The organism is Shinella sumterensis (genome assembly GCF_004514425.2).
In the GTDB taxonomy this organism is placed as follows: domain Bacteria; phylum Pseudomonadota; class Alphaproteobacteria; order Rhizobiales; family Rhizobiaceae; genus Shinella; species Shinella sumterensis.
The window spans coordinates 1-13,271 of sequence record NZ_MYFN02000023.1; the positions used below are offsets into that span (position 1 = coordinate 1).

The following is a 13,271-nucleotide window of genomic DNA, read 5'->3' on the forward strand; positions in this document are numbered from 1 at the left end:
AGACGCCGAGCCGGCTCCAGCGAATGAAGCGGTTGTAGAGCGTCTTATGCGGACCGTAGCCAGTCGGCGCGTCCTTCCACCGGAGACCGTTGCGAATAACGTAGACGATGCCGCTCACCACCCGGCGGTCATCGACCCTCGGCACTCCGTGGGACAGCGGAAAGAACGGCGATATCCGCGCCATCTGGCGCTCGCTTAGCAGAAACAAATCACCCATCAAGGCCTCCTATTGGAAGCCGTGAAGCACATCTCAAACGAAATTAATAGGTCCTGAGCCTAGCTGAACTCGAGGCTCATTCGAACGAGATCGTCCCACAGGCTTTCGGCAAAGCCACGCAGCACGAGGAGTTCGAACGCGTCCTGTTCCGTGCGGGTGATATGTGCTGCTATATGGCCGATAAGTGCCGTGGACGACTGCCCGACCGGAAACGTAGCATCCGCCAGGTCGATAGCCGTACCCTTGGCGAGGACGTGGGTGGCATGCGGGCCGCGCACGAGGATGCCAACGCGCCCATGGCTCTGGTCGACGACGTCCGCGACCGGCTTCAGCTTTTGCTGGATTGCGTCGAGATCCTCATACCGTAGGGCGACCCGGCCTACGGCAAACCATTGCCCAACCGATACGGAGCGAAGCAAGAGGCCGGAAAGGGCGGCGTCGCCGATGATTTCCGGTAAGGCGGTATTGGGACGCGCCAGAAGATGCAGGACAGTGCCCTCGGCTAGGGCTTCCAGGCTGACACCGGTGCGCACAACGGGCTTGCGATCGGCCAGGGCGGCGTGCTGCGTGACACGGTAGGCTGACATCCAGTTCTCCTTCAATCAGGCGTGGAGTTTTTCATTGGCTGCGTCGAAAAACACCGGAGCGCAGATCCGTCCGGGCGTGAACTCGCCGCGCAGACCGTTCCAGACCATGATTTCCTCGCCATGCCGTTCCCGCCCGCGGCGCACCAGCGCAAGACCGATGGTGGAGCCGACATGCGGCGAGTAGCAGCTCGAGGTGATGTAGCCCTGGTCGTTCTCCAGTGTGGCCTCGGCATTCTTTGCGAGGATGTGGGAACCGGTGCGGAAACCCGTTGCGGGGTCGAGCGGCATGATGCCGACGAGCTGCGGCCGGTCCGGCGCATTTAGGCCTTCCCGCTCCAACATTCGTTTGCCGATAAAATCGGTCTTTGTGGTCGAAACCATGCGGCCAAAGCCGAGATCACCCGGTACGACCGTGCCGTTGATTTCGTTGTGGGTGACGTGCCCCTTCTCGATACGCAACACCGACAGCGCCTCGACGCCGTAGGGCTGGATACCATGTTCGGCGCCGGCTTGCATGATGGCACCGGCTACGCTGTCGCCATAGCCGGCCGGTACCGCCAGCTCATAGGCAAGCTCGCCAGAGAAGGAGATGCGGAAGAGCCGTCCGCGAACCTGACTGCCGAAGAGCGAAACCTCGGCAGCGGCCAGGAACGGGAAAGCCTCGTCGGAAATATCCGTATCGACAATCGCCTGAAGGATCTGACGCGACTTCGGGCCGGCAACCGCCATCTGCGCCCACTGATCGGTGACGGACGCGAGCCGCACGTCCAGTTCCGGCCAGAGCGCTTGCGCGCAGAATTCCAGATGGTTCATCACGCCCGCCGCATAGGCCGTCGTCGTCGTCATGAAGTAGCGGTTTTCGTCCAGGCGACTGGTGGTGCCATCGTCGTAGATCATGCCGTCTTCGCGCAGCATGAGGCCATAGCGCGCCTTGCCGACCGGAAGCTTCAGGAAGGCGTTGCAATAGACGCGATTCAGGAACTCCGCAGCATCGGTGCCGGTGATCTCGATCTTGCCGAGCATGGACACATCGCAAAGGCCGGCATTCTTGCGGATGTTCACAACCTCGCGATCGACGCTTTCTCGCCATGCCGTTTCACCAGCGCGCGGGAACCAGGACGAGCGATACCAGAGGCCCGTTTCGACGAAGACGGCACCGTTCCGCTTTGCCCATTCGTGCAGCGGCGACTTGCGTACCGGCTGGAAGTGCTTGCCGTGCGAAGTACCCGTGAGAGCGCCGAAGGAAACAGGGCTATAGAACGGCCGGAAGGTCGTCGTTCCCACATCCCCCGGCGATACACCGCGCGCTTCCGCTAACAGAGCAATGGCGTTGACGTTCGAGAGCTTGCCCTGATCCGTAGCCATGCCGTTCGTCGTGTAACGCTTGGCGAGCTCTACATGGCCATACCCTTCGCGGACGGCGAGACCGAGATCCTTGCGATGAACATCGTTCTGGAAGTCGACGAAGGCCTTGCCGCGCACGCCCGGAATTGACCAGAGCGGCTTAGCTGTCGAGGCCAAGTCGTCGGTTACGGCGGGAGCGATCGTGCGGGCGGCGCTGTAACCCAAAACCTCGGCACATTCGACACCCTTGGCAAAGCCATCGTGCAGGCAGGCGGCGGTCCCATCGACATTGGCCGCAGCACCCGCAAGCATGAGCCCCTTGAGATCGGAAGGCGCCAGGAAGACGTTCGATTTGGCATCCCATTGCGGCCTGCCGCCACGATGGCAGGCAAGGCTGATGACCGGATTGAAGCCACCCGACATCGCCAGGGCATCGACGGCAAGCCTTTGCGTCCGCCCCTCACGCGTGATCGTGATCGCCGATAGGCTCTTTCCGCCGTGCGCGTCCGAGACCACAGCGCCCTTCATGATTTTCGCCGCGCCGGCATACGGAAAATCCGCCCCTTCGGCCCTGCTGTCGATGATGATGACGTCGCTTGTGCCGGCAGCTTCCAGATCGCGCGCGAGCGCGTAACCGCTGTCGTTGGTCGTGAAGATCGCGACCCTCTTGCCCGGTGCGACGGCGTAGCGGTTAAGATACGTGCGCATGGCACCTGCCATCATTACGCCGGGGATGTCGTTTCCGCCGAAGACGAGTGGGCGCTCCTCCGCGCCGGTCGCCAATAGGGCCTTTTGGGCGACGATGCGCCAGAGGCGCTCGACGGGAAGCCGCTCCAGAGGCGCCTGCACATGTTTCTGCACGCGTTCGACGGCACCGAAGACGTTGCCGTCGTACCAGCCGAAAACCGTGGTGCGCGGCATCACTGTGACGTTTGACAGCGAGGCGAGCTCCGCCAGCGCCGTCGCCACGAACTCCGTCGCACTTTCGTCACCGATACGGACCGTTTCCGATAGCAGGCCGCCGCCGCAACGCGAATGCTCGTCGACGAGAATGACCCGCGCACCGGCGCGGCCGGCGGCAAGGGCAGCGGCAAGACCGGCCGCTCCCGCACCGACGACGAGAAGGTCGCAGTGAATCCAAGCCTTTTCATAGCCGTCCGGGTCCGCCTCGCAGCTTGCCCGCCCAAGACCGGCAGCGCGACGGATGAAGGGCTCGTACAGCTTCTCCCAGAGGCCTGACGGCCACATGAAGGTCTTGTAGTAGAACCCCGCGCTGAGAAAGGGCGACAACAAGCTGTTGAAGGCGCCGATGTCGAAATCAAGCGACGGCCAGCGGTTCTGGCTGCTCGCTTCGAGGCCGTCATAGAGTTCCTGCATGGTGGCCCGGGTGTTCGGCTCCGTGCGTCCACCCCGGCCGATCGTCATCAGCGCATTCGGCTCCGCGCTGCCCGCAGTGAGGATGCCGCGCGGACGATGATACTTGAAGCTGCGGCCGACAAGGAGACGACCGTTTGCAAGCAGCGCCGAGGCGAGGCTGTCACCCGAAAATCCACTCAGCGCCTTGCCGTCGAAGGAGAAGGAAAGCGGTCTGGAACGGTCGATGAGACCGCCGGCAGAAAGACGAAAGGGCGTCATGGGGTCACCTCGCCGCGGTGGCCGGCGGCGTCACTGGTCGTGTATATTTCATGGGTTGCGGTATCGCGCTTGATCACCAGCCAGCGGCGGCAACCGGATGTGTGATGCCAGTATTCGCGATAGGCGCCGCGAGGGTTATCGCGCAGATAGACGAAATCGACCCAGGCCTCCGGTGAGGCGTCAGGATCCGGGCGTGGCAACGCGGCGCCCTTGACGGTGAACTCTTCCTTCGGGCGTGGTCCGCAATGCGGGCAGGTGACGAGGCTGGCCATCGTGGCATCCTTAATGAAGGTTAGGCTGGGCGCCCTGGCCCTTTTCGTCGATGAGATAGCCGCGCTCGAAACGGTCGAGACGCATCTGCCGCGTCGTGGGGTGCGGCGCGTCCTTGGCGATGAGATGGGCAAAGCAGAAGCCGGAGGCCGGCGTGGCCTTGAAGCCGCCGTAACACCAGCCGGCATTCAGGTAGAGATTGTCGGTCGGCGTCTTGTCGATGATCGGTGTGCCGTCCATCGACATGTCCATGATGCCACCCCAGGAGCGCAGGACGCGAATGCGCGACAGTGCCGGGATCATCGCCTTGCCGGCCTCCGCGACATGCTCGACCGTCGCAAGATTTCCGCGCTGCGCATAGGAATTGTATCCGTCGATGTCACCACCGAAAACGAGCCCGCCCTTGTCGGACTGCGACACGTAGAAATGGCCGGCACCGAACGTCACCACGCAATCGATGAAGGGTTTCAGACCCTCCGAAACGAAGGCCTGCAGGACGTGGCTTTCGATCGGTAGCTTCATGCCCGCCATCTCGGCAACGCGCGAGGAATTGCCAGCCGCCGCAAGGCCGAGCTTGCCGCAGCCGATGAAGCCGCGGGTGGTCTCGACGCCGGTGACGCGGCCGTTTTCGCGACGGATACCCGTCACCTCGCAATTCTGGATGATATCGACGCCACGGCTATCGGCGCCACGCGCATACCCCCAGGCAACTCCATCGTGTCGCACCGTGCCGCCGCGGCGCTGCATAAGGCCGCCTTGGATCGGGAAACGGGCATTGTCGAAATCGAGGAAAGGCAGCATGGACTTGATCGCCGCACGATCGAGCAGCTCCGCATCCACGCCATGCAGGCGCATCGCATTGCCACGCCTCGTATAGGCGTCGCGCTGGGCGTCGGAATGATAGAGATTGACGACGCCCCGCTGGGACACCATGGCGTTGAAATTGAAGTCTTGCTCCAGGCCTTCCCAGAGCTTCATGGAAAATTCGTAGAAGGGATTGTTGCCTTCGAGCAGGTAGTTGGATCGGATGATCGTCGTGTTACGGCCGACATTGCCGGAACCGATATAGCCTTTTTCAAGCACGGCGACATTGGTGATGCCGAACTCCTTGGCCAGGTAGTAAGCCGTCGCGAGCCCATGGCCACCGCCTCCTACAATAATCACGTCGTAGTGGATCTTGGGTTGCGGATCCCTCCAGGCGGAGCGCCAGGACCGGTTGCCCGTCAGCCCATTGAGGAGAATGGATAAAGCAGAATAACGCATGGTCAGGCCTCGACGATCACAGGCCGGAGGGTAAACGCACTTTCGACATCGTACTTTCAAAAAAGGGACAGAATGATATAGAAACAGGCCATGACCACGGCCGACACCAAAAGAACCCAAAGGATCGGATTTCTGCTCGTGCAGAACTTCGCCCTGATGTCCTATGCCTCCGCCGTGGAACCGCTGCGGGCGGCAAACCTCATCGCTGGGCTCGATCTCTACGAGGCCCTTCCGCTTTCGCTTCACGGTCGTCCGGTCGCAAGTTCCTCGGGCGTGACCGTCGAATGCGCAGAGCTGGCCGCGCTGGGAGAGACATGCCACACGGTGTTCGTTTGCGCGGGGGGCGGCCCCAAGGACTGGAGTACCGTCGAGGACGCCCACCCTATTCTACGGCGTCTCGGACGGAAAGGTGTTCGCATCGGCGGCATCTCGAGCGGTGCCTATGTTCTGGCGGCAGCGGGCCTGCTCGACAACCGAGACTTTACCATACACTGGGAACACGCCAGCCTGCTGAGGGAATCGTTTCCCGCTCTTGCACCGCGCCACGCGCGATATGTGATCGACGGCGACCGAGTCACCTGCGCGGGCGGGATTGCGCCGCTCGATCTTATGCATGCCATGATCAGCGAACGCATGGGCACACACTTTTCGCGACGGGTCAGTGACTGGTATCTGCATACGGCCGTGGCTGAACCGGGCGCACCACAGCGCGGGTCCCTGCCCGAGCGGTTCGGAACGCACCACCCCGCGCTCTTGACCGTTCTTGAGAAAATGGAAGCCACGATCGAAGTTCCTCTCGATCGTGCAGCCATGGCGAAACTTGCGGGCATCAGTGTCCGCCATCTCGATCGTCTGTTTGCCGTGCACATGGCCGGCGGCTTCCTCGAAACCTATCGCAATATCCGCCTCGCCCATGCCCGTCGCCTGCTGGAGCAGAGCCCGCTTTCGGTCGCGGAGATTGCCTTCGCCACGGGTTTTTCCGGTGCCGCGCATCTGTCGACCAGTTTCAAGGCACGTTTCGGCGAAACGCCCACAGCGCTACGGACAAGATTTTCCTACGAATAAGCGCTGTATTCCTGTAGGGAACATTTGACTGAAGAAAGCGGTGGGACATGACAAGCGGAAAGCAGATCTCCAAAAAGGCGCAGAATGCACTTTCGCAGAACCCGCACGCGGTACGCGAACCGCGCGAGAAGAACCTGGAAATGGCGATTGGTCACGAGGTCCGAGCCTATCGCAAGAAACTCGGCATCACCGGCGGCGATCTGGCTGCCGCCACCGGCATGTCGGTCGGTGCGCTCTCGAAGATTGAAAACGGCAACATCTCACCGTCGCTGACGACCCTGCAGTCTCTGTCCAAGGCTCTCGGCGTGCCCCTGACCGCGTTCTTCCGGGGCTTTGAAGAGCCGCGCAATGCCACCTTCGTCAAGTCCGGCGAAGGCGTTAACATCGAGCGCCGCGGCACGCGCGCCGGCCACCAGTACAGCCTGCTTGGCCATATCGACAACAATTCGAGTGGCGTGACGGTAGAACCCTATCTCATCACGCTCACGACCGAGTCGGACATCTTCCCGACCTTCCAGCATGAGGGCATGGAATTTCTCTATATGCTGGAGGGAGCGGTCGCTTATCGCCACGGTGACCAGGTTTTCAGGATGGAGGCAGGCGATAGCCTATTCTTTGACGCGGACGCACCGCATGGGCCTCAGGAACTGCTGAAGCTTCCGGCACGCTATCTCTCGATCATCAGCTACCCGACCCAGTCGCGACCGGCACGATAAAGTTTCCCAGCACGAAATATTTATTCCTGCCAGTTGATATGGGGCGATGTGCGTGGTAGCCATTTGTCAGCGAGACAAATGGAGGCGCACATGTGCGGCATTGTTGGACTATTCCTGAAGGACAAGAGCCTTGAACCGCAGCTTGGAACACTGCTTTCGGATATGCTGATCACAATGACCGATCGCGGCCCGGATTCGGCCGGTATCGCGATCTACGGCGCGCCGGCGCAAGGCAAAGCCAAGGTCACGCTGCAGTCAGCGCATCCCGAAACGGACTTCCTTGCTCTTGACAAAGAGCTCGCATCCGCCGGCATCGATGCCAAGGTGACGGTCAAGAGCACGCATGCCGTCATCGAAGTGGCAGCCGATGCCATCGCCGCAACGCGCGCGACCGTTGCATCGATCCGTCCGGATATCCGGATTATGGGCGCAGGCGACTCTATCGAGATTTACAAGGAAACCGGCTTGCCCAAGGACGTCGTAGCCCGTTTCGACGTGCGCTCGATGGGCGGCACCCATGGTATTGGCCATACGCGCATGGCGACGGAAAGTGCTGTGACGACGCTTGGCGCGCACCCTTTCTCGACCGGCGCCGACCAGTGCCTCGTCCACAACGGATCCCTGTCGAACCACAACAACCTGCGCCGTGAACTGATCCGCGAAGGCATGACGTTCGAAACGCAGAACGACACCGAAGTGGCCGCCGCCTACCTGACGGCGGAGATGGCAAAGGGCAAGGATCTCGGCCAGGCGCTGGAAGGCGCGCTGGATGATCTGGACGGCTTCTTCACCTTCGTCGTCGGCACGAAATCCGGTTTCGGCGTCGTACGCGATCCGATCGCCTGCAAGCCCGCCGTGATGGCCGAGACGGACCAGTATGTTGCCTTCGGTTCGGAGTACCGCGCGCTGGTCAACCTGCCGGGCATCGAAGACGCCCGCGTGTGGGAGCCGGAACCATCGACCGTGTACTTCTGGGACCACGAAAAAGCTGCGTGATCGGCTAACCGAGAAAGCCCTAAAATGCCTGTATTTGACCTTTCCACAACGCCCCTGCGCGAACTGAACAGTGCCCTCCACACCCTTTCCAAAGGGGCAAATGACACCGCCTTCGAGATCGTCAATCCGCGCGGCAGCCACGCGGTGGCAGTTGGCATCGACAGTCCCGTCAGCGTCGAAGTGCGCGGCTCGGTCGGCTATTACTGCGCCGGCATGAACGACGGCGGCACCGTGACCGTCAAGGGCTCGGCCGGCCCCGGCGTGGCGGAAAACATGATGTCCGGCACCGTCGTCATCGAGGGTGACGCGAGCCAGTATGCCGGCGCCACCGGTCGTGGCGGCCTGCTTGTCATCAAGGGTAATGCCGCCTCACGCTGCGGCATCTCGATGAAGGGCATCGATATCGTCGTTCACGGCAACATCGGTCATATGTCGGCCTTCATGGGGCAATCGGGCCATCTCGTCGTGCTCGGCGATGCCGGCGATGCCTTGGGAGATTCACTTTACGAGGCAAAGCTCTTCGTACGCGGCACCGTCAAAAGCCTAGGCGCTGATTGCATCGAGAAGGAGCTGCGGCCGGAACATTTGGAGAAGCTCGCAGAGCTGCTTGAGAAGGCCGGCGTCACCGGCGTCAAGCCGGAAGAGTTCAAGCGCTACGGCTCCGCCCGCAAGCTCTACAATTTCAACATCGACAATGCCGACGCGTATTGAGGCAAGGGACAACCATGAGCTATCACAACCCCCTCACCCCTCCCCGCAAGTCCGCGACGTTTGACGACTATACGCTGGCGGAAATCCGCCGCGCCGCGGCAACCGGCATCTACGACATTCGCGGCGCTGGTACGAAGCGCAAGGTGCCGCATTTCGACGACCTGCTGTTTCTCGGTGCCTCGATCTCGCGCTATCCGCTGGAAGGCTATCGCGAGAAGTGCGACACGTCGGTCGTGCTCGGTTCGCGCTTCGCCAGGAAGCCGATCACGCTGAAGACGCCGATCACCATTGCCGGCATGTCCTTCGGTGCGCTCTCGGGCAATGCCAAGGAGGCGCTTGGCCGTGGCGCAACCATCGCCGGCACGTCGACGACGACGGGCGACGGCGGCATGACGGATGAGGAACGCGGCCATTCGCAGACGCTCGTCTACCAGTACCTGCCCTCGCGCTACGGCATGAACCCGAAGGACCTTCGCCGCGCCGATGCGATCGAAGTTGTCGTCGGCCAAGGCGCAAAGCCTGGCGGCGGCGGCATGCTCCTCGGCCAGAAGATCTCCGACCGTGTCGCCAACATGCGCAACCTTCCCAAGGGTATCGACCAGCGCTCGGCGTGCCGCCACCCCGACTGGACCGGTCCTGATGATCTGGAGATCAAGATCCTCGAACTGCGCGAGATCACGGACTGGGAGAAGCCGATCTATGTGAAGGTCGGGGGCGCCAGGCCCTATTACGATACCGCGCTCGCCGTGAAAGCCGGGGCTGACGTCGTCGTGCTCGATGGCATGCAGGGCGGCACGGCGGCAACCCAGGACGTGTTCATCGAGAATGTCGGCATGCCGACGCTTGCCTGCATCCGTCCAGCCGTCCAGGCGCTGCAGGATCTCGGCATGCATCGCAAGGTGCAGCTGATCATCTCGGGTGGCATCCGCTCGGGCGCCGATGTGGCCAAGGCGCTAGCGCTCGGCGCCGATGCCGTGGCCATCGGCACGGCCGCGCTCGTGGCCATCGGCGACAACGATCCGCACTGGGAAGAGGAATACCAGAAGCTGGGTACAACCGCTGGCGCCTATGACGACTGGCATGAAGGCAAGGACCCTGCCGGTATCACGACGCAGGATCCTGAATTGATGAAGCGGCTCGATCCGGTCCTCGCCGGCCGTCGCCTTGCCAACTACCTGAAGGTGATGACGCTGGAAGCGCAGACGATCGCGCGCGCTTGCGGCAAGAACCACCTGCATAACCTTGAACCTGAAGATCTCGTTGCCCTCACGATTGAGGCGTCCGCCATGGCTCAGGTGCCGCTGGCCGGTACCAGCTGGATTCCGGGCAAGGGAGGGTTCTGATCAGTTTCTACCCGTCGCCGCCTGATCCTCCCAAGGCAGGCGGCGACACCTCATGAAAGTGTCTGGATAATCCAAAAGGGGAACACGGTGACACTCGACCTTGCAAGCTACGCCAAGGAGAACGGCGTCAAATTTTTTATGATTAGTTACACGGACCTCTTCGGCAGCCAGCGGGCCAAGCTCGTGCCGGCCGAAGCCATCGCCGACATGCAACAAGAGGGCGCGGGCTTCGCCGGTTTTGCGACCTGGCTCGATCTGACGCCCGCCCATCCCGATCTCTTTGCCGTACCGGATCCGTCGTCGGTCATCCAGCTACCCTGGAAGAAGGACGTTGCATGGGTTGCCGCCGACTGCGTCATGGACGGCGAGCCGGTCGAGCAGGCGCCACGTGTCGTGCTCAAGAGGCTCGTTGCGGAAGCCGCCGAGGAAGGCCTTCGCGTCAAGACTGGTGTGGAACCCGAGTTCTTTCTGATTTCACCCGACGGATCGATGATTTCCGACGAATTCGATACCGCCGAAAAACCCTGCTATGATCAGCAAGCGGTGATGCGGCGCTACGACGTCATCGCCGAGATCTGCGGTTATATGCTGGAGCTCGGCTGGAAGCCCTATCAGAACGACCACGAGGATGCGAACGGCCAGTTCGAGATGAACTGGGAATATGACGACGTTCTCCAGACCGCCGACAAACATTCCTTCTTCAAGTTCATGGTGAAGTCGGTCGCCGAAAAGCACGGCCTTCGCGCGACGTTCATGCCCAAGCCGTTTCAGGGCAAGACCGGCAACGGGTGCCACGCTCATATTTCCGTCTGGGATCTCGATGGCAAAGTGAATGCCTTTGCCGACAAGGCCATGCCGTTCGGGCTGTCGGCCAAAGGAAAGACCTTCCTCGGCGGTATCATGAAACATGCCTCGGCGCTGGCCGCGATCACCAATCCGACCGTCAACTCCTACAAACGCATCAACGCGCCACGCACGATTTCCGGCGCGACCTGGGCGCCGAACACGGTGACCTGGACCGGCAACAACCGCACGCATATGGTGCGCGTGCCCGGCCCCGGCCGTTTCGAGCTGCGCCTGCCGGATGGGGCCGTAAACCCCTATCTTCTCCAGGCGATCATCATTGCTGCCGGCCTATCCGGCCTCCGTTCCAACGCCGATCCGGGGCCGCACCACGACATAGACATGTATCGTGACGGCCACACGGTGACGAATGCACCGAAGCTGCCGCTCAACCTGCTCGACGCTCTGCGCGAATACGAAAAGGACGAAGCGTTGCAGGCCGCACTCGGCACCGTGTTTTCCGCCGCCTATCTCAAGCTGAAGACGAGCGAGTGGAACACCTATTGTGCCCAATTCACGAGTTGGGAACACGCAACAACGCTCGATATCTAGTTCCCGTAACACCCTTGTGGTCGCTTTCCCCGCGCCGGCTGGCGCGGGGATTTTTCACTCATCGTGAGGAGATCCGATTTGACGACCTTCGTCCTGACTGTCACCTGCCCGTCCACGCGCGGCATCGTCGCTGCAATTTCCGGTTTCCTCGCGGATATGGCGTGCAATATCGTCGACAGCTCACAGTTCGACGATCTCAACTCGGGCCGTTTCTTCATGCGGATCTCCTTCCTTTCGGAGGAGGGAAAAACGGAAGAGGATTTGCGGGAGGCACTGAAGTCGATTGCCGACCGGTTCTCGATGGAAACGGAGCTTTACAATCAGGAAACGCGCATGAAGGTGCTCCTGATGGTTTCCCGTTTCGGCCATTGCCTCAACGATCTCCTCTATCGTTCACGGATCGGTGCCCTGCCCATCGATCTCGTCGGCGTGATCTCCAACCATCTCGATTACCAGAAAGTCGTGGTCAATCAGGACATTCCCTTCCACCATATTCCCGTGACGAAGGAGAACAAGCCGCAGGCGGAAGCAAGAATCATGGACATCGTGGACTCGACCGGCACGGAACTCGTCGTGCTGGCGCGCTACATGCAGGTCCTGTCCGATCAGATGTGCCAGCGGATGTCGGGCCGCATCATCAACATCCACCACTCGTTCCTGCCGTCCTTCAAAGGCGCGAATCCCTACAAGCAGGCCTATCAGCGCGGCGTGAAGCTCGTCGGCGCGACCGCACACTATGTGACGGCCGATCTCGACGAAGGCCCGATCATCGAGCAGGACACGGTGCGGGTGACACATGCCCAGTCCGCGGAAGACTACGTATCGCTCGGGCGCGACGTGGAGGCCCAGGTTCTCGCCCGCGCAGTTCATGCACATATCCACCATCGCGTTCTGATCAACGGCAGCCGGACGGTCGTGTTCCCTCCCAGCCCGGGGAGCTATGCGTCAGAGCGCATGGGCTGAGCGCCTCGCTCCCTTTCGGCGTCACGGTCACTTCCTTGACCTCCAGATCCGCCGGCCGGTTTGTCTTCGTCAGACCTGCAGCGCTGAATTGATCAGCGGCTTGAGGGTCGCCGGCTCCAGCACCTGGGTGATGAACCGGTCGACGATCGGCTCGTAGGCTTGCCACAGCGAGCGCAGCTTCGTGGCGGGCTCGGGTTCGAAATCGACGCGCAGATCGACCAGCGGCCAGGCGTGTTTGTCGACGACAAGAAGCGCGGCGGCCATGGCCGGCTGCGTCTCGCCCCCGGCGGCGACACCGGCATCGAGCGACGCGAGCAGCCGTTCCACGAACGCCATGCCGGCCGCGGTCTCGTAGCCCCGCACCATCGTGTGCGTGACCTGGTCGTTGGCCATAAAATTGCCGACCGAGACACAACCGTCGCCCTGATGCGCGGTGGCGATGGAAGAGATATCGGGACCGTTGAAGAATGCGGTCCGACCGTCCCTGTCGACTGCGGCGAACTGTCGAAGATTGGGGTGTTCGCTGCCAGCGACGAGGATGTCGACCGTCTCGCTTGCCGAAAACCCCTTGCCGAGCAAATCGAGCCCGAGCGGACCGCAGCGGATATCGGTACGATGCTGGGTGGCGATCACCCCGGTTCCCGCCCGCGCCCACGGGCAGCGATTGCCGACGGCGATACTGGAGCTCGCCACCGCGATGCCGAACATACCGGTTTTCCGGTCGAGTGCGGAAAGTGAAAACGTCATAACCCCACCTTGCTTTATT

Annotated in this window: 13 protein-coding genes; 7 read left to right on the forward strand and 6 right to left on the reverse strand. The window is 61.7% G+C overall.

Going from position 1 to position 13,271, the window contains the following annotated elements; all coding sequences use genetic code 11:
* The 5 genes from B5M41_RS25075 to B5M41_RS25095 all read right to left on the reverse strand — a co-directional run.
* The coding region (locus B5M41_RS25075; RefSeq protein ID WP_230640285.1) for a transposase at positions 1-217 on the reverse strand (217 nt) is incomplete at its 3' end.
* Positions 218-276: 59 nt separating this feature from the next.
* A complete protein-coding gene (locus tag B5M41_RS25080) occupies positions 277-804 on the reverse strand; it encodes a sarcosine oxidase subunit gamma family protein (protein ID WP_134651896.1) in 528 nt (175 codons plus the stop codon).
* Positions 805-819: 15 nt separating this feature from the next.
* A complete protein-coding gene (locus B5M41_RS25085) occupies positions 820-3,783 on the reverse strand; it encodes a sarcosine oxidase subunit alpha family protein (protein WP_134651898.1) in 2,964 nt (987 codons plus the stop codon).
* Complete coding sequence (locus tag B5M41_RS25090; protein ID WP_134651900.1) at positions 3,780-4,055, reverse strand: sarcosine oxidase subunit delta; 276 nt, start codon at positions 4,053-4,055, stop codon at positions 3,780-3,782. The genes B5M41_RS25085 and B5M41_RS25090 overlap by 4 nt, the downstream gene beginning before the upstream one ends.
* A 10-nt stretch (positions 4,056-4,065) precedes the next feature.
* Positions 4,066-5,316, reverse strand: a complete 1,251-nt coding sequence (locus B5M41_RS25095; protein WP_134651902.1) for a sarcosine oxidase subunit beta family protein — start codon at positions 5,314-5,316, stop codon at positions 4,066-4,068.
* A 90-nt stretch (positions 5,317-5,406) separates the two neighbouring features.
* On the opposite strand from B5M41_RS25095, the gene B5M41_RS25100 reads away from it, so the two are divergent.
* The 7 genes from B5M41_RS25100 (at position 5,407) to purU (ending at position 12,505) form a co-directional block, all read left to right on the forward strand.
* Positions 5,407-6,381, forward strand: a complete 975-nt coding sequence (locus B5M41_RS25100) for a GlxA family transcriptional regulator (protein ID WP_134651904.1) — start codon at positions 5,407-5,409, stop codon at positions 6,379-6,381.
* Positions 6,382-6,428: 47 nt separating this feature from the next.
* The gene (locus B5M41_RS25105) at positions 6,429-7,097 is read left to right on the forward strand and encodes a helix-turn-helix domain-containing protein (protein WP_134651906.1); all 669 of its coding nucleotides are present in this window, start codon (positions 6,429-6,431) and stop codon (positions 7,095-7,097) included.
* 90 nt (positions 7,098-7,187) lie between these two features.
* Positions 7,188-8,093 carry a class II glutamine amidotransferase gene (locus B5M41_RS25110; protein ID WP_134651908.1) on the forward strand — a complete coding sequence of 302 codons (906 nt, stop codon included), beginning with the start codon at positions 7,188-7,190 and terminating at the stop codon, positions 8,091-8,093.
* Positions 8,094-8,117: 24 nt separating this feature from the next.
* A complete protein-coding gene (locus B5M41_RS25115; protein WP_134651910.1) occupies positions 8,118-8,804 on the forward strand; it encodes a GltB/FmdC/FwdC-like GXGXG domain-containing protein in 687 nt (228 codons plus the stop codon).
* A gap of 14 nt (positions 8,805-8,818) precedes the next feature.
* Positions 8,819-10,147, forward strand: a complete 1,329-nt coding sequence (locus tag B5M41_RS25120) for an FMN-binding glutamate synthase family protein (protein WP_134651912.1) — start codon at positions 8,819-8,821, stop codon at positions 10,145-10,147.
* Between the two features lie 87 nt (positions 10,148-10,234).
* Complete coding sequence (gene glnT / locus B5M41_RS25125) at positions 10,235-11,542, forward strand: type III glutamate--ammonia ligase (protein WP_134651914.1); 1,308 nt, start codon at positions 10,235-10,237, stop codon at positions 11,540-11,542.
* 78 nt (positions 11,543-11,620) lie between these two features.
* Complete coding sequence (gene purU / locus B5M41_RS25130) at positions 11,621-12,505, forward strand: formyltetrahydrofolate deformylase (RefSeq protein ID WP_134651916.1); 885 nt, start codon at positions 11,621-11,623, stop codon at positions 12,503-12,505.
* A 69-nt stretch (positions 12,506-12,574) separates the two neighbouring features.
* Here the strand turns inward: purU and B5M41_RS25135 are convergent, their stop codons facing one another.
* Positions 12,575-13,252: a DUF1028 domain-containing protein gene (locus tag B5M41_RS25135; protein WP_134651918.1), complete on the reverse strand. Its 678-nt coding sequence runs from the start codon at positions 13,250-13,252 to the stop codon at positions 12,575-12,577.
* Between the last annotated feature and the right edge of the window lie 19 nt (positions 13,253-13,271).